Genomic DNA, 15585 nt, shown 5'->3' with positions numbered 1-15585 from the left:
CAGCCTGCGCGCCGTGCGCCGGCCAACCCCAACCCATGCTCAACGCCCACCTGCTGCTCATCGACGACCACACCCTGTTCCGCACCGGCCTGCGCCTGCTGCTGGCAGACAGCCCAAGCGTGGCGAGCATCATCGAGGCGGGCTCCGTCATGGGCGCGGTGGAGGAACATCGCACCGCCAGCGTGGATATCATCCTGCTGGATATCCAGATGCCCGGCCTCAACGGGATCGAGGGCATCAAGGTGTTGCGCCGCCACTTCTGCGCGGCACGCATCCTGATCGTGTCGGGCACCTCCGGGCTGGAAACCATTCCCGCCGCCGCGCGCAAGGAAATTGCCGGCTTCCTGCCAAAATCCGCCAGCAGCATCGAAATCGAAGACGCCATCGCCTCTTGCCTTCGCGGTGACACATACTTCAACGCCGAGCCTGCCGGCGCCGACCGCGGCAACCCGGATGGCCATGCCAGCGGCAACCCCTACCAGGGCTACCAGGCCAGCTCGCTCACGCCGCGCCAGCTCGAGGTGCTGGACCAGCTCGGCCAGGGCCGCTCCAACAAGATCATTGCCCACCACCTGGGACTCTCCGAAAACACGGTGCGCGTGCACGTGGCGGCCATTCTCGATTACCTGGGCGTGGTCAGCCGGGTCGAGGCGGTGCTGGAGGCCCAGCGCCGCGGCCTGGTGCAGACGGGCAGGTAAGCCATGGCGTCTCTCCTCCCGCGCTTTGACGAACCGCGGCTGCTGGCCGCGCAAATGGAACTGATCGACCAGAGCTTCGGCATCGCCATGCTGGGCTGCGCGCTGGCGGCGTTCATCCTGGCCCTTGGGCTAGTCCTCGGCGACGGGCATCCGGGTGCGTTGCCCTGGGCGCTGACGATGGGGCTGGCCTGCGCCACCGGGCATTTCGGGCGGCGCCTGATGCCCGAGCGCACGACCGAAGCCCATGCCGGGCGCTACGCACGCAGCATGACGTTGCTGCTGACGCTGATCGGCGCGCTCTGGGGGCTGGCGGCGTGGCTTTACATGGATGTGAGGACACCCGCGACGGTGATCTGCATCCTGTCGCTGATCGCGGGCATGAGCGCGTCCGCGCTGGCAGTGTTTTCCGCCTGCCTGCCGGTTGCCGTGGGCTTCTTCATCCCTGCCATCGTGCCGGTCTGGGCGGTCTTCATCGCCACCGGCGACGTCGCCTACCTGCCCATGTTCCTCGGCGCGCCGCTCTATCTCATGGTGCTGATGATCTTTGCGCGCAACTATGCGCGCGTGGCACGGCACGGCATCGCGCTGCGCTTTGCCAACGTGGAGCTGATCTCGCAGTTGCGCGAGCAGACTGCCCGCGCGGAATATGCCCAACGCGAGGCCGAGGAAGCCAACCGCGCCAAATCGGTGTTCCTCGCCTCGGCCAGCCACGACCTGCGCCAGCCCCTGCATGCGCTCGGCTTGTTCGTGGTCACGCTGAGCCGCTCCGACCTCACCGACAAGCAGCGCCAATTGCTCACGCACATCGAGGCTGCCTCCGGCGCCGCGCGCGAAATGCTCAACACGCTGCTGGACTTCTCCAAGGTGGACGCGGGCGTGATCACCGCCCGGCCGCGCGCCTTCCGCCTGCAGCCCTTGCTCTACAAGCTGGAGAACGAGTTCGCGCCGCAGGCCGATGCCCGCGGCCTGTTCTACCGGACCCGGGATACCACCGCCACGGTGTTCGCCGACCCGACGCTGGTCGAGCTGATCCTGCGCAACCTGATCGCCAATGCCATCCGCTACACCACCCAGGGCGGCGTGCTGGTGGCATGCCGCCGCCGGGGGGAGCGCACGATGATCGAGGTCTGGGATACCGGGATCGGCATTCCCCTGACCCAGCATCGCGCGATCTTCAAGGAGTTCCACCAGTTGGGCAATCCGGAGCGGGACCAGCGCAAGGGCCTCGGGCTAGGCCTGGCCATCGTGGAAGGGCTGGCGCGCACCATTTCCACCCGCATCCTGCTGAACTCTCGGCCCGGCCGCGGCTCCGTCTTCCGCTTCGCCCTGCCCCTGACCGAGGACCGCGCCGAAACCCAGCCCGCCGGCGTGCATCACAAGCCCAGCCTGAAAGGGCTGCGTGTGCTGGTGATCGACGACGACCAGGAAATCCGGGTCGCCATGGCGGCGCTGCTGGAGAGCTGGCAATCGGTGTGCCTGGCCGTGGAGTCCGAGGACGATGCGCTGGCCGCGCTTGGCACCTTCCAGCCCGACCTGCTGCTGGCGGACTATCGCCTGCGCGGCGAGCGCACCGGCCAGGAAGCCATGATGGCGATCCGCGAGCGGCTAGGACAAGCGATTCCCACCGTCATCATCACCGGCGATACCGCCCCGGACCGCCTGCGCAGTGTCCATGCCGGAGGCGCCGCGCTGTTGCACAAGCCAGTTGTGGCGCATCAGCTGCATACAGCCATGACGGCGCTGCTGCGCGATGCCGGCTGGCGACAGGACATCCCCCGAGGCGCCGCGGACCGGGCAGCACGCCCCGAAGGCTGACGGGCGCATCCGCCACCCGTTTTGTCCCGCCTCAATTCATGCTTTTTTCGTATTAATCAATCCGTCCTATTAATTGGACTTAGTGCCAACGCCCACCCACACTGCTTCGTGACAGCAGGCACGGGCGTCACCGGCAAGCCGTATTGCTTCCGCCAACGTGCCGCGAGGTTCAACGACCCCAGGTCACCGACCCCAAGTCACCGACCCCAAGCGAGGAGCAACCATGAGCACGCAGCCCGAACTGCCAAGACACGACCTGCTGATCGACGGCAAGCGCCTGCCACCCGGCACCGGGGAATACTCCACCGACATCAATCCGGCCACGGAGCTCCCGATCGCCCTGGTCGCGCAAGGCAGCGCGGCCGATGTCGACCTGGCCGTGACCGCCGCCCGCGCCGCGCTCAAGGTCTGGAGCGGCCTGCGCGCGGCCGAGCGTGGCCGCATCCTGTACCGCTTTGCCGACCTGCTGGAAGCAAACCAGGAGGAGCTGATCGCGCTGGAAAGCCTGGATGCCGGCAAGCCGCTGGCCGCCGTGCGGCGCCAGGACATGCCGGCGGTGATCGACACCGTGCGCTATTACGCAGGTTGGGCCGACAAGATCAACGGCCAGGTGGTGCCAACCCGCCCCGGCGCGCTGACCTACACCGTGCGCGAGCCGGTGGGCGTGGTCGCCGCCATCGTGCCGTGGAACTTCCCGCTGATGATCGGCATGTGGAAGATCGCCCCTGCGCTGGCCTGCGGCTGCACCCTTATCGTCAAACCCGCCGAGATCACGCCGTTGACCGCGCTGCGCGTGGGCGAGCTGGCACTGCAGGCCGGGTTGCCGCCCGGCGTGCTCAATATTGTCACTGGCAAGGGCAGCGTCGTGGGCAATGCGCTGGTGGCCCATCCCGGCATCGACAAGGTGACATTCACCGGCTCGCCCGGCGTGGGGCGCGGCATCATGCAGGGCGCCGCCGCCAACTTCAAGCGCGTCACGCTGGAGCTAGGCGGCAAGTCCGCCAACCTGATCTTCGCCGACGCCAACGTGGATGCCGCGGTACGCGCCGCCGCCTCCGGCATCTTCTTCAATGCGGGGCAAGTCTGCTCGGCCGGCTCGCGCATCCTGGCGCAGCGCGAGGTCTATGACGAAGTGGTGGAAAAGCTGGCGGCGCGCGCCGCCTCGATCCGCGTGGGAGACCCCGCCGCGCCGGACACCACCATGGGGCCGCTGGTGTCGTCCACGCAGATGAAGACCGTGCTGGACTATGTGGAAATCGGCAAGCGCGAAGGCGCCGTTGCCGTGACCGGTGGCGAGCGCGTGGGCGGCAAGGGCTACTACGTGCAGCCCACCGTGTTCGCCAACGTCGAGCACGAGATGCGGGTCTCGCAGGAGGAAATCTTCGGGCCGGTCGCCAGCGTGATCCGCTTCGAGGACGAAGCCGACGCCGTGCGCATCGCCAATGGCACCGCGTTCAGCCTGGCGGCGGGCGTGTGGAGCGCCGACATCGGCCGCGTGCACCAGGTGGCCGCCGAGCTCAAGGCCGGCACGGTGTGGATCAACACCTATGGCCACACCGACGTGCGCCTGCCCTGGGGCGGGGCCGGCGACTCGGGGCTGGGCCGGGAGCATGGCGACGCCGCCATCGACAACTTCACCGAGCCCAAGGCGATCTGGCTGTCGCTGCGGCAATAGTGGCCAAGCTGCGGCGCGGGCGCGGAGCCGGGGCGCATGGAGACGGGCGCGCCATCGATCAGCGATCCGGCCATGGGCGGCCGTGCCATCGCAGAGCAGTGGCGCCCACCGGAATCCTCCAGACAGCATGCGTGAAGAACCTGCCCTGCACTGCTTGCCCGGGACTACATCTTCGGGATGCGCAAGGTCTTGCTGATCATCAGCGAGCCGGAGAGCACGAACAGCAGCGCGAGCGGATGCAGGTCCGCAGGGCCGATCGACCACACGCCGCCGTAGAGCGCATCGCCCACCCGGCCCTGCCACGCGCAAAAGGCCAGCACGGCCGTCAGCAGCACGCTGGTGGGAATCGGCGTGCCCTCGAAATACGTCACCTTGTCGCTGCCCTCGGACAAGGTCTCGGCGGTGACATTGAAGCGTGCCAGCCGGCTCACGCCGCAGCAGACGAAGTAGATCAGCGCCGCCATGTCCCAGCCGCCGCGCATGCCCGCCGCAAACGCCAGCGTGGCCGGGCCCACCCCGAAGGAAATGATGTCGGCAAGCGAGTCCAGCTCGCGGCCCAGCGCGGAATGCTGGTGGCGCCAGCGCGCGATGCGCCCGTCCAGCACATCGAAAATGAAGGCCGCGGGCGCCAGCGCTGCCGCCGCCATGAAATGCGCCGGCAAGCCCGAGGCGATGTAGAACATGGCGAAAAACACCGATGCCATGCCGCAGGCGGCGTTGCCCAGTGTGAACAGATCGGCAAGATGCAACTCGCGGATCATGGAGAAATGCTTGGGACGTTCGGGTGTGGATGCCATGGCGGCGGGCTCCTGAATCCTCTGGCGCGTAAGACTGTCGAAATGACGGTCGGAAATCAAGGTTCGCCCGCAACAAGCGAACCAGGCAATCGATCTGGCTGGTCTGGATAGACTGGCTAGAGTGGCTAGAAATGCAATCCCGCAGCACGCAGCGCGCTTGCGGTCTGCGCGGCGCTGGCGTGATGCACGGCCTGCCAGCCCAGCGCCGTTGCCGCAGCTACATTGGCCGCGTTGTCGTCGATGAACAGCAGCTCACCCGGCGCGATGCCCGGCAGGCTGGCGTCGATGCGCGCCTGCATGAGCCGGTAGATGGCCGGATCGGGCTTGGCCAAGCCAACCTCGCCGGACACCAGGATATCGCGGAACCATGACAGGAAATCGCCGATGCGCTGGGCATAGGCATAGGTTTCGCTGGACCAGTTGGTCAGGCCGAACAGCGGCACCTGCGCGTCGTGCAGGCGCTGCAACAGCGCCACGCCATCGGCCAGCGTGCCACGCAGCATCTGCGGCCAGCGCCCATAGAACGCGCGGATCAGGCCGGCCTGCGCGGGATGCTGGGCCACCAGGGACTCGGTGGCCTCGTGCAGCGGCCTGCCGGCATCCTGGCGGATATTCCACGCCGGCGAGCACACCTCCGACAAGAACCGGGCGCGCTCCTGTGGATCCGGAATCAACTCGCGATACAGGTATTCCGGGTTCCAGTCGAACAGCACACCACCAAAATCGAACACTACGGCACGGACAGTCACGGTATCTCGTCAGCTGCGTTGAGGACAAGGCTGCATTCTCGCAGAGTCTGCGCCGCGGCCAATATGAGAATTGGCTCAATCCGCGAGCCGGCCCTGGCTTCTACGCTTGGCATCAGCAGTCCATCCGGACCCACATCGCGCCGAGACCTTGGAGGCCCATCCATGCGCCTGTTGTTGCCAAAGCCTTTCCTGCACGGCTGCCTGCCGCGCATCCTGCCACCCTGCCTGGCGTGGCTCTGCTTTGCCTTGCCCGCCCATGCAGACGCGGGCTATCGCGACCAGGCACGGGCGCTGCTGGCCCCTCCCACCGCGCAATGCGGAGCGCCGGCCACGCTGATCGCGAACCTGCGGGACGAAAGCGAGGGCACGCCGTCCATCGGGCGAAGGGTCGCGCTGGAGGCGGTGGTCACGGCCGACTACTCGGGCACCGACGGCCTCAGCGGCTTCTTCGTGCAGCAGGCCGACGCCCAGCGCCAGCGCCGTCCCGGCGTGTCGGAGGGCATGTTCGTCCATGCGCCGCGCGCGGCTGCGCGGGCAGGCGATCTGGTGCGCGTGCTCGGCACGGTGGAGGAGCGCGCGGGCCAGATGCGGCTAAGGCTGTCCGGCCCGGCCACGGTGTGCGCGGCGGGCCAGGCGGTCACCCCGGAAACCATCACGCTGCCCACGCCGCACACGGGCTCGCTGGCAGCCTATGAGGGCATGCTGGTGCGGCTGCCGCAGACCCTCGCCGTCAGCGAGACCTTCGAACTCGGCCGCTACGGCAGCGTGGTGCTCAGCCTCGGCCGCCCGCCGCTGCCCACCAACGTGGCCTTGCCCGGGGAAGCCGCCGCCGCACAGGCTGCCGCCAATGCGCTCAATCGCCTGGTGCTGGACGACGGCTACAGCCGGCAGAACCCGCCGCGCGTCATCCATCCCTCACCGGGCCTGAGCGCATCGAACACACTACGCAGCGGAGACACCGTCGCCAATGTGCGGGGCGTGCTGGAATGGCGCGCAAACGCCTGGCGCATCCAGCCGCTCCCCGGTGCGCCGCTACCGGCGTTCCAGCCCACCAATCCACGCGCCGGCGCCCCGGCGCGCGCCGCCCGCACCGATCTGCGCGTGGCGGCGTTCAATGTCGAGAACTACTTCAACGGCGACGGCCGCGGCGCGGGCTTCGATGACCCCGGCAATCGCGGCGCCAAGACGCCTGCCGAGTTCGGCCGCCAGGAAGCCAAGATCCTGAGCGCGTTGCAAGGCCTGAATGCCGACGTGATCGGCCTGATGGAAATCGAAAACAATGGCCATGGCGAGCTGAGCGCCATCCACCGGCTCGCGGGCAAGCTCGGTCCGCACTGGCGCTTCATCCATCCTGGCCGGGAGCAACTGGGCGACGACGTCATCAAGGTCGCACTGGTCTACAACAGCCGCACCGTGGAACCCGTCGGCACGCCGGCCACCCTGGCGCTGGGCGCGAGAACCCGCCAGCCGCTGGCCGCCACCTTCCGCCTGCCGGGCCATCCCGCCAAGCTCACGGTGGTGGTAAACCATTTCAAGTCCAAGCGCTGCAACGACGCTCGCGGCGTCAATGCGGACCAGCGCGATGGCCAGAGCTGCTGGAATCCCACGCGCGTGGCGGCAGCCAGCCGCATTGCCGACTGGCTGGCCACATCGCCCACCGGCGTGCGGGACGATGGCAAGCTAGTGATTGGCGACCTCAACAGCTACGCGCAGGAAGACCCGATCCGCCTGCTTGCGCAGCGCGGCTATGCGGACATGATCGCGCGCTTCGCCGAAGCCGGCACCCCATCCTACAGCTATGTCTTTGGCGGCGAGGCCGGCTACATCGACCACGCGCTCGCCGATGCGGGGGCGGCGAGCCGCACCCTCGCGGCCCGCCATTGGCACATCAACGCCGACGAGCCGATTTCCCTGGCCTATGCGCTGGCCCACAAGAGCGAGGCGCAGCAGCAATCCTTCTATGCACCCGACGCCTATCGCTCTTCCGACCACGACCCGCTGGTGGTCGACCTTGCCATGGGCGGCGATGGCGGGGCCACGGGCGGCACAGCGGGCACAGTCGGTAGCGCGGGAAGTACGAGCACTCAAAATGGCACCAGCGGTGGCACCGGCGGTGGCACCGGCGCGCATGCCAGCAAGGACTCCATCGACAAAGCGCAAGCCGGCGCTGGCGCCACGGATCCCTGGCTGCTCTGGGCGTTGGCGGGCGCCACGGCGCTCACCGCGTGGCACTGGTTTGTGCGCCGCGTCCTGCCGCGCTGGCGCGCGTGAGCCGCGTGCTTTTCCGGGGCGGCCGGGGGGAATAGGGCAAATGTATGCCAGCCATTCATGCCCCTGTCACCTGCGCTCAATAGCATCACGGACTTTGCAAAACCCAACCGATCGAGCCGCCCCACATGCGCCTGTCCGTCCTTAGTGCCGCCCTGCTTGCCATCGCCCTGCCCGCTCATGCCGACCTGATCATCAGCGAAGTCGTGGAAGGCACCTCCAACAACAAGGCCGTCGAACTGTATAACCCGGATGCTACCGCGATCGACCTGTCGCAATACAAACTGCAGCAATACAACAACGGCGCCACGGCGCCCACCAGCACCTTCACGCTCAGCGGCACACTGGCCCCCGGCGCGGTCTATGTGATGGCGCATACCAGCATGGCGGCCACACTCGGCAGCCGCCTGAACCAGGTCATCGCATTTACCTTCAACGGCGACGACGCGCTGGTACTGACGCGCGCGGGCACCGTGATCGACCGTTTCGGGCAGGTCGGCGTGCAGCCTGCCGGCGGCGCCTGGGGCACCGGCGCCTCCACCACCAAGGACAACACCTTGCGCCGCAAGGCCGGGCTGGTCACCGGCGACACCGACAGCACCGGGGCCTTCGATCCGGCGCTGCAGTGGGACGGCTTCGGCACCGACGCCTTCGCCGACCTTGGCTACTACAACAACGCACCGGCGCCATTGCCGCCGGCCACCGCGCAGTGCGGCGCCGCGGCCACGTTGATCGCGGATATCCAGGGCGCCGGCACCACCTCGCCGCTGGCCGGGCAGACGGTCGACGTGGAGGCGGTGGTGACGGCCGACTATCCCGGTACGGATGGCTTCGGCGGCTTTTTCGTCCAGCAGGCGGATGCCCAGCGCCAGAACCGTCCCGGCGTGTCCGAGGGACTGTTCGTGTACGCCCCCTCGACGAGTGCCCGTGCCGGCGACCTGGTCCACCTGGTTGGCAAGGTCGAGGAGAAGTTCGGCCAGACGCAGCTGGCGCTCGCCAGCACCGTGGCGGTTTGCGGCAACGGCCAGACCGTCACGCCCGCGGTGGTCACGCTGCCCGCGCAGACCGCGCAATCGCTGGCTGCCTTCGAGGGCATGTTGGTGCGGCTGCCGCAAACCCTCACTGTCAGCGAGACCTATGAACTGGGCCGCTATGGCAGCGTGCTGCTGAGCAACGGCCGCCTGCCGCTGCCTACCAATGTGGCGCTGCCCAAGGACAGCGCGGCCGCGCAGGCCGCGGCCAACGCACTGAATCGCCTGGTGCTCGACGACGGCTCGAACAAGCAAAATCCGGCGGTCGTGCCGTTCCCCGCGCCGGGCCTGAGCGCGGCCAACACGCTGCGCGGCGGCTACACCGTCAGCAATGTGCAGGGCGTGCTGGAAATGCGCTTTGGCAGCTGGCGCCTGCAGACCGTGCCCGGCGCGCCCGCCCCGGCCTTCCAGGCCACGGCAAACCCGCGCACCAGCGCGCCGGCACGCGCGGCCCAGACCGATATCCGGGTGGCCTCGTTCAACGTGCTGAACTATTTCAACGGCGACGGCAAGGGCGCGGGCTTCGACGACCCGAACAATCGCGGCGCCAAGACGCTGGCGGAGTTCGAGCGCCAGGAAGCCAAGATCGTGGCCGCCCTCAAAGCGCTGAATGCCGATGTCGTTGGCCTGATGGAAATCGAGAACGACGGCTACGGCGAATTCAGCGCCATCCAGCGGCTGGTCGGCAAGCTCGGTGCGGACTGGCGTTTTGTCGACCCGGGCGTGGACAAGCTCGGCGGCGACGCCATCAAGGTCGCCCTGATCTACAACAGCCGCACCGTGGAACCGGTGGGCGTGCCTGCCACGCTGGCCATCGACGACAAGAACCGCCAGCCGCTGGCCCGCACCTTCCGCCTGCCCGGCCAGTCCCGCAAGCTCACGGTGGTGGTCAACCATCTCAAGTCCAAGGGCTGCACCGGATCCACGGGCGCCGACGCCGACCAGGGCGATGGCCAGAGCTGCTGGAACCCGACCCGCCTCGCCGCCGCCGGCAAGATCGCCGACTGGCTTGCTACCTCGCCCACCGGCGTCGCGGATGACGGCAAGCTGCTGATCGGCGACCTCAACAGCTACGCCAAGGAAGACCCGATCCGCCTCTTTGCCGACAAGGGCTACGCCGACATGGTGGCGCGCTTCGTCGGGGCCGGCGCCTATAGCTATGTCTTTGGCGGCGAGGCCGGCTACATCGACCACGCACTGGCCAATGACGCCGCGGCAAGCCGCATCCGCGCGGTCAGCGAGTGGCACATCAATGCGGATGAGCCCATTGCCCTGGAGTACTCGGTGGCCTTCAAGAGCGCGGATCAGCAAACGTCGTTCTACGCACCGGATGCCTACCGTTCGTCCGATCACGACCCGGTGCTGGTGGATCTGGCACTGCGCGACGACAGCCTTGCGCCGGAGGGTGAGCAAGCGGGTGCGGGCAACGGCAATGCCGGTGGCGCCACCGCCAGCCAGGGCGGCGACACCGGGACCGGCGCAGCGGACACGTGGATGCTGCTGGTTCTGGCCGGCGCCCTGGCCGCAGCGGCATGGCGCCGCTTTGCAGGCGGCTTTGCAGGCGGCGTGGCGCGCCGCTGACATGCACGCTGACATGCACGTTGGCAGGCGGCGCGCCGCTGGCGGGTGGCTGCTGCTGGCGCTGGCGCTGGTCGCGCTCCAGGCGGCCGGGCCCGCGCTGATGCAGGCCCTGCGCTTTGACCGCGAGGCCATGCTCGCGGGCCAGGCCTGGCGCCTGCTGAGCTGCCATTTCGTGCATCTCGGCTGGACGCATTGCCTGCTCAACGTGGCGGGCCTGCTGATGCTGGCGGCGATCCTGCCGGCGCGCATGCGCGCCTGGCAGGTAGTGCCGCCATTGGCGGCCATGACAGGATTGCTGCTGCTAGCCGGCGAGCCGGAGCTGCTCCGCTATGCGGGCTTCTCCGGCATCAACTACGGGCTTGCCATGGTCGCCCTGCTGCCGCGGGCCCGCTGCGATGGCCTCGCGGCGATGCTGCTGCTCGCGCTGGCGGCGCGCGCAGGCTGGCAGATCCTGGCGGGGCCCGCCGAGGACGCAGGCGCGTGGCTGGGCGGCCCGGTCGTGGCCAGCGCCCACCTGTATGGCCTGGCCGCTGGCGCATTGCTGGCCTGGCCACGCCGGGAGGCGCCTGCGATGGCTAGGCGCCGGCCGGATTGCGCCTGATGCTGTTGGCCAGGTAGACCACGATCAGTACATTGGCGATGGCCAGCCCGATGTGAATCGCGCTGGGATGCACCACCGCCTCGTACAGTTCCACCGGAATATAGACCGCGCCCGACCACACACCCAGCCATTTCGCCCACACACGCTGACGCCACAGGCCGTAGGCCTCCGTGAGGCGCATGGCTGCGTACGTCGCGGCGGATCCGCCAATGGCCCACAGGCGCGCGTCGCTCGGATGGGCCATCAGCGACAGGAAGATGGTCGGGTAGCGGCTCCCCGGGTTCAGGTGCAGGCGGGCCACAATGGCCTCGGCCAGCGCCTGCGCGTCCCGGTGCAGCAGCGCAACCAAGCCCAGCCCCGCCAGGATCACCAGCACCCCCTTGGCGGCCTCGAACAGGGCGATGCCTTTCAGGCCAGCGCCTGTGCCTTGCTTTGCCATCTTGCTTGTCCTCGTCAGCGGTAAGGTCAGGATCGTACCCCGGCGCGGCGGGCGGCGGCAAACCGGGCGCGGCACGCTGGTAACATCCCCGTGCCGGCGCCATCCGAGGACCGCCTGAGGCCGCTCCATGAATCCCGAACACCTGCCACTCCTGCTCACCCGCACCATGCCCTACGGCAAGTACAAGGGCCGCGTCATCGCCAGCCTGCCGGGCACCTACCTGAACTGGTTCGCGCGCGAAGGCTTTCCGCCGGGCGAGATCGGCCAGCTGCTGGCCCTGATGCACGAACTCGACCACAACGGCCTGACCAGCCTGCTGGATCCACTGCGCGGGCGCTATCGGCCCGGGGCTTAGACCGCCGGAGCGCAGCGGGCCTTAGCCCGCAAGGATCCGATGAATCGACCGCCCTGCGGCATCCACCGCCACCGTGGCAGGCATGTCCTCCACCTCGAACTCATAGATGGCCTCCATCCCTAGTTCCGCGAAGGCCAGCACGCGTGCCTTGCGGATCGCCCGGGAGATCAGGTAGGCCGCGCCACCCACCGCGATCAGGTAGGCCGCGCCGTGGCGGCGGATGGCCTCGATGGCCACTGGCCCGCGCTCGGCCTTTCCAATCATCACCAGCAAGCCCGTCTGCTCCAGCAACTGCGGCACGAACTTGTCCATGCGCGTAGCCGTGGTAGGCCCTGCCGGGCCTACCGCTTCGTCGCCCACCGCGTCGACGGGCCCCACGTAATAGATCGCGCGATTGCGCAGCGGCACCGGCAGCGGCTCGCCCGCATCCAGCATGGCTACCAGCCGTTTGTGCGCGGCATCGCGCGCCGTCAGCAGGCGGCCGCGCAGCCGCAAGGTCTCGCCAACCTGCCATTGCGCCACCTCCGCGGCATCCAGATTGTCCAGGTCGACCACGCGCCCCGGCTTGGCGGTCAATGCGCCGGGAATGCCGTCCCAGGTATCGGCAGGCGGTGGCTCCAGCCGCGCGGGGCCTGAGCCATCCAGCTCCACCGTGACAAAGCGCGTGGCCGCGCAATTGGGAATCAGCGCCACTGGCAGCGTCGCAGCGTGACACGGCAGCGCGGCCACCTTGACATCCAGCACGGTGGCCAGCCCGCCCAGCCCCTGCGCACCGATGCCGAGCGCGTTGATGCGCTCGAACAGTTCCAGCCGCAGCCGCTCGGTGTCGTTCGCGGGTCCCTTGTCGCGCAGCGCATGGATATCGATGGGGCTGAACAACGCGCGCTTTGCCGCGACCATGGCCTGCTCCGGCGTGCCGCCCACCCCGACGCCAAGCACGCCGGGCGGGCACCAGCCGGCGCCCATCTGCGGGATGGCGGCGAGGATCCAGTCGACCAGCGAATCGCTTGGGTTGAGCGTGGCAAACTTCGCCTTGACGTCGCCGCCGCCGCCCTTGGCCACCACCGTCATCTTGATGGTGTTGCCGGGCACCAGTTCCAGCTGCAGGAAGCCCGGGGTGTTGTCGCCGGTGTTGCGCCGCTCGCCCAGGGCCGAGCCGACCATGGTGGCGCGCAGCGGATTGGCGCTATGCGTGTAGCCCCGGCGCACGGCAGCGTCCACCATCTGCTGCACGGACAGCTTTGCTGCACCATCGCGCGCCGCAAAGCGCACGTCCATGCCCACGGTCATGAAAACCTGCGCCACACCGGTGTCCTGGCAGATCGGCCGGTGCGCCTCGGCGCTCATGCGGCTGTTGACCAGCAACTGCTCGATGGCATCACGCGCCGCGCCAGCGGGCTCGGCGGCAAAGGCGCGCTTGAGCGCCTGCACGAAATCGACGGGATGGTAGTAGCTGACGTACTGCAGCGCGTCGGCAATGGTGTCGACGACGTCTTCCTGGAAGATCACGGTCATGGCAGGGTGGGCGCAGCAGGCCGAACAGCGGCTGCGCGAATCAATTATGTCTATACATAATGACACGTCCCGCCACCGGAAAGCAAACCCCTGGCCACCCGTCGCCAGACGATCCCCGGGCTGGCGAAGGCTCAGCCCTGACGCTGCAGCACCGTCGAATACGTGAAGCGATCGGCCGGATGCAAGCTCACCACCACTTCGAACAACCGATCCGACTGGTCGAAATACCGCCGCACGAATTCCAGCGCATGCGCATCGGGCGCGGTGCCCAGCACGTCTGCCAGCGCGGCGGGCACGCCCACCGCCCGCACGGTCTGGCGCACTTCCTTGACCAGGCGCCCGGTGGTCTTGCCAACCAGTTCGCTGATCAGGCCGGGATCTGTCTTGAGCAGCTTGCGGATCTTGGCGCCGTCAGCCGCCATCACGTAGACATCGGACCATGACAACGGATGCGATGGCGCTTCGGGATTGGTGCGCGAGGTCTCGATATGCAGCCAGCGCGAGCCCGGCGGGCAGCCCAGCCGGGTGGCCAGTTCGATGTCCAGCACGATCTCGCGCGCGCCGTGGATCACGCGCTGCGTGGCGGCGCCGTATTGCACCAGTTCGTCGATGGTGGAGAGCTTGGGCGTGTACTCGCTGCTGCGTGGCGCGGCGGCTTCCACCCGGGTGCCGGCACGCTTTTTACGCGAGACCAGGCCTAGCTCCTGGATGCGCATCAGCGCCACCCGCACGGTGCCCCGGCTGACGCCGTGCTTCTCGGCCAGCTCCAGTTCGCCCGGCAGGCTTGACCCGACCGGATAGACCCCGCTCGTGATGTCGTGAATAAGTGCCTTGGTCAACTCGGCGTGGCGTGGCTCCATGGGTTCCCTGAATGATCGATCGATGTGCCTGAGGCGAAGCAAATGCTAGCGCCTGGCGGCCCGCAAGCCAAGCGTAAAGGGTAAACGAGATGCGAATCCGGGTTGACGGTCGAGTGCCACATTCCTAAAATATGTTTGAACATATTTATTAAATGTACATATAAGCAGTACCGATCATCGCAGAACAACCAAAACCACCTTGATGATGGAGACAACAATGACCAAGCACCTGGGCGCCGCCCTGGCCCTGCTAGCCCTGTCCACCAGTGCGCTGGCGCAAAGCTACCCCACCCGCCCGATCACGTGGATCGTGCCCTTCGCGGCCGGCGGCCCGACCGATGCGCTTGCCCGCAATATCGCGGACCGCGTTGGGCGCGATCTGGGCCAGCCGGTGCTGATCGAGAACCAGGCCGGCGCCGGCGGCACCATCGGCGCGGGCAAGGCGGCAAAGGCCACGCCCGATGGCTACACCTTCCTGGTCGGGCATATGGGCTATATGGCCGCGGCGCCGTCGCTGTACAAGAAGCTGTCGTATGACCCGGTCAAGGACTTCGAGGGCGTGTTCCGCTTCCCCGATACGCCGCTGGTGCTGCTGGTCGGCGCGAACTCGAAGTTCAAGACCGTGCAGGACCTGGTCGCCTTTGCCAGCGCCAACCCGGGCAAGCTCAACTTCGGCAACGCGGGCGTGGGTTCGACCTCGCACCTGGTCGCCGCCATGTTCGCCCAGCAGGCCAGGATCAAGGTGACCCCGGTGTCGTACAAGGGCGCCGGCCCGGCCCTGACCGATGTCATGGGTGGGCAGGTGGATGGCATGTTCGACCAGACCAACACCGCCTTGCCGCAGGTCAAGGGCGGCAAGGTCGTCGCCGTCGCGCAGACGGCGAAGCTGCGCGTGCCGCAGTTCCCCGGCGTGCCCACCGTGGCGGAAACCGTGGTGCCGAACTTCGAGGCATCCACCTGGTACGGCCTGTATGCGCCGAAGGGCACACCCAAGGACGTCATCGCCCGCAACTACGCCGCGTTCGCCAAGGCCATCGCCGACCCGGAGTTTGCGAAGAAGCTGGCCGACCAGGGCATCCAGCTGCTGCCGGACACCGCCTACAAACCCGCCGCGCTGAACCAGCACACCGCGGCCGAAGTGGCCAAGTGGAAGGCCGTGATCACAGCGGCGGACATCAAGCTCGATTGATGGCGGCTCGGC

At 68.0% G+C, this 15585-nt stretch carries 13 protein-coding genes; 8 read left to right on the top strand and 5 right to left on the bottom strand.

Going from position 1 to position 15585, the window contains the following annotated elements; all coding sequences use genetic code 11:
• The first annotated feature begins 35 nt into the window (after positions 1-35).
• From A9975_RS08750 to A9975_RS08740, 3 genes are all read left to right on the top strand, one after another.
• Positions 36-698 (top strand): response regulator transcription factor, encoded by a 663-nt coding sequence (locus A9975_RS08750; RefSeq protein ID WP_183032242.1) that lies wholly within the window; start codon positions 36-38, stop codon positions 696-698.
• 3 nt (positions 699-701) lie between these two features.
• On the top strand, positions 702-2513 hold the full coding sequence (locus tag A9975_RS08745; protein WP_183032241.1) for a hybrid sensor histidine kinase/response regulator: 1812 nt from the start codon (positions 702-704) through the stop codon (positions 2511-2513).
• 223 nt (positions 2514-2736) lie between these two features.
• Entirely contained in the window at positions 2737-4188 is a 1452-nt protein-coding gene (locus tag A9975_RS08740) for an aldehyde dehydrogenase family protein (protein WP_183032240.1), read from the top strand.
• Positions 4189-4352: 164 nt separating this feature from the next.
• Here A9975_RS08740 and A9975_RS08735 read toward each other — a convergent pair whose 3' ends face one another.
• Together A9975_RS08735 and A9975_RS08730 are read right to left on the bottom strand one after the other, a co-directional pair.
• Positions 4353-4985, bottom strand: a complete 633-nt coding sequence (locus tag A9975_RS08735; protein ID WP_183032239.1) for a phosphatidylcholine/phosphatidylserine synthase — start codon at positions 4983-4985, stop codon at positions 4353-4355.
• Positions 4986-5110: 125 nt separating this feature from the next.
• On the bottom strand, positions 5111-5734 hold the full coding sequence (locus A9975_RS08730) for an HAD-IA family hydrolase (RefSeq protein WP_183032238.1): 624 nt from the start codon (positions 5732-5734) through the stop codon (positions 5111-5113).
• 162 nt (positions 5735-5896) lie between these two features.
• On the opposite strand from A9975_RS08730, the gene A9975_RS08725 reads away from it, so the two are divergent.
• From A9975_RS08725 to rrtA, 3 genes are all read left to right on the top strand, one after another.
• Positions 5897-8005 carry an ExeM/NucH family extracellular endonuclease gene (locus tag A9975_RS08725; protein ID WP_183032237.1) on the top strand — a complete coding sequence of 703 codons (2109 nt, stop codon included), beginning with the start codon at positions 5897-5899 and terminating at the stop codon, positions 8003-8005.
• Positions 8006-8130: 125 nt separating this feature from the next.
• Positions 8131-10614, top strand: a complete 2484-nt coding sequence (locus tag A9975_RS08720) for an ExeM/NucH family extracellular endonuclease (RefSeq protein ID WP_183032236.1) — start codon at positions 8131-8133, stop codon at positions 10612-10614.
• 1 nt (position 10615) lies between these two features.
• Complete coding sequence (gene rrtA / locus A9975_RS08715) at positions 10616-11215, top strand: rhombosortase (RefSeq protein ID WP_183032235.1); 600 nt, start codon at positions 10616-10618, stop codon at positions 11213-11215.
• Here the strand turns inward: rrtA and A9975_RS08710 are convergent.
• A complete protein-coding gene (locus A9975_RS08710; protein WP_174428099.1) occupies positions 11190-11654 on the bottom strand; it encodes a DUF2127 domain-containing protein in 465 nt (154 codons plus the stop codon). The genes rrtA and A9975_RS08710 overlap by 26 nt on opposite strands.
• A gap of 127 nt (positions 11655-11781) precedes the next feature.
• Here A9975_RS08710 and A9975_RS08705 point away from each other — a divergent pair, with 127 nt between their 5' ends.
• The gene (locus A9975_RS08705) at positions 11782-12009 is read left to right on the top strand and encodes a DUF3820 family protein (RefSeq protein ID WP_174428098.1); all 228 of its coding nucleotides are present in this window, start codon (positions 11782-11784) and stop codon (positions 12007-12009) included.
• Between the two features lie 21 nt (positions 12010-12030).
• On the opposite strand, the gene A9975_RS08700 is transcribed toward A9975_RS08705, so the two are convergent.
• Positions 12031-13524, bottom strand: coding sequence for a fumarate hydratase (locus A9975_RS08700; protein ID WP_183032234.1), 1494 nt, complete (start codon positions 13522-13524; stop codon positions 12031-12033).
• 131 nt (positions 13525-13655) lie between these two features.
• Positions 13656-14384 carry a GntR family transcriptional regulator gene (locus A9975_RS08695; protein WP_183032233.1) on the bottom strand — a complete coding sequence of 243 codons (729 nt, stop codon included), beginning with the start codon at positions 14382-14384 and terminating at the stop codon, positions 13656-13658.
• Positions 14385-14601: 217 nt separating this feature from the next.
• Here A9975_RS08695 and A9975_RS08690 point away from each other — a divergent pair, with 217 nt between their 5' ends.
• Positions 14602-15573, top strand: coding sequence for a tripartite tricarboxylate transporter substrate binding protein (locus tag A9975_RS08690; protein ID WP_255503116.1), 972 nt, complete (start codon positions 14602-14604; stop codon positions 15571-15573).
• Positions 15574-15585 lie beyond the last annotated feature (12 nt).

This window comes from Cupriavidus sp. UME77, from assembly GCF_014170355.1.
GTDB lineage: Bacteria > Pseudomonadota > Gammaproteobacteria > Burkholderiales > Burkholderiaceae > Cupriavidus > Cupriavidus basilensis.
This window is presented reverse-complemented; position numbering and strand designations above follow the sequence as displayed.

Excerpts from the sequence above, each read along its gene's own strand:
- A9975_RS08745 (WP_183032241.1), top strand. The coding sequence starts at position 702 with ATGGCGTCTCTCCTCCCGCGCTTTGACGAACCGCGGCTGCTGGCCGCG.
- A9975_RS08740 (WP_183032240.1), top strand. The coding sequence starts at position 2,737 with ATGAGCACGCAGCCCGAACTGCCAAGACACGACCTGCTGATCGACGGC.
- A9975_RS08750 (WP_183032242.1), top strand. The coding sequence starts at position 36 with ATGCTCAACGCCCACCTGCTGCTCATCGACGACCACACCCTGTTCCGC.
- A9975_RS08690 (WP_255503116.1), top strand. The coding sequence starts at position 14,602 with ATGACCAAGCACCTGGGCGCCGCCCTGGCCCTGCTAGCCCTGTCCACC.
- A9975_RS08705 (WP_174428098.1), top strand. The coding sequence starts at position 11,782 with ATGAATCCCGAACACCTGCCACTCCTGCTCACCCGCACCATGCCCTAC.
- A9975_RS08725 (WP_183032237.1), top strand. The coding sequence starts at position 5,897 with ATGCGCCTGTTGTTGCCAAAGCCTTTCCTGCACGGCTGCCTGCCGCGC.
- A9975_RS08710 (WP_174428099.1), bottom strand. The coding sequence starts at position 11,654 with ATGGCAAAGCAAGGCACAGGCGCTGGCCTGAAAGGCATCGCCCTGTTC.
- A9975_RS08700 (WP_183032234.1), bottom strand. The coding sequence starts at position 13,524 with ATGACCGTGATCTTCCAGGAAGACGTCGTCGACACCATTGCCGACGCG.
- rrtA (WP_183032235.1), top strand. The coding sequence starts at position 10,616 with ATGCACGCTGACATGCACGTTGGCAGGCGGCGCGCCGCTGGCGGGTGG.
- A9975_RS08720 (WP_183032236.1), top strand. The coding sequence starts at position 8,131 with ATGCGCCTGTCCGTCCTTAGTGCCGCCCTGCTTGCCATCGCCCTGCCC.
- A9975_RS08735 (WP_183032239.1), bottom strand. The coding sequence starts at position 4,985 with ATGGCATCCACACCCGAACGTCCCAAGCATTTCTCCATGATCCGCGAG.
- A9975_RS08695 (WP_183032233.1), bottom strand. The coding sequence starts at position 14,384 with ATGGAGCCACGCCACGCCGAGTTGACCAAGGCACTTATTCACGACATC.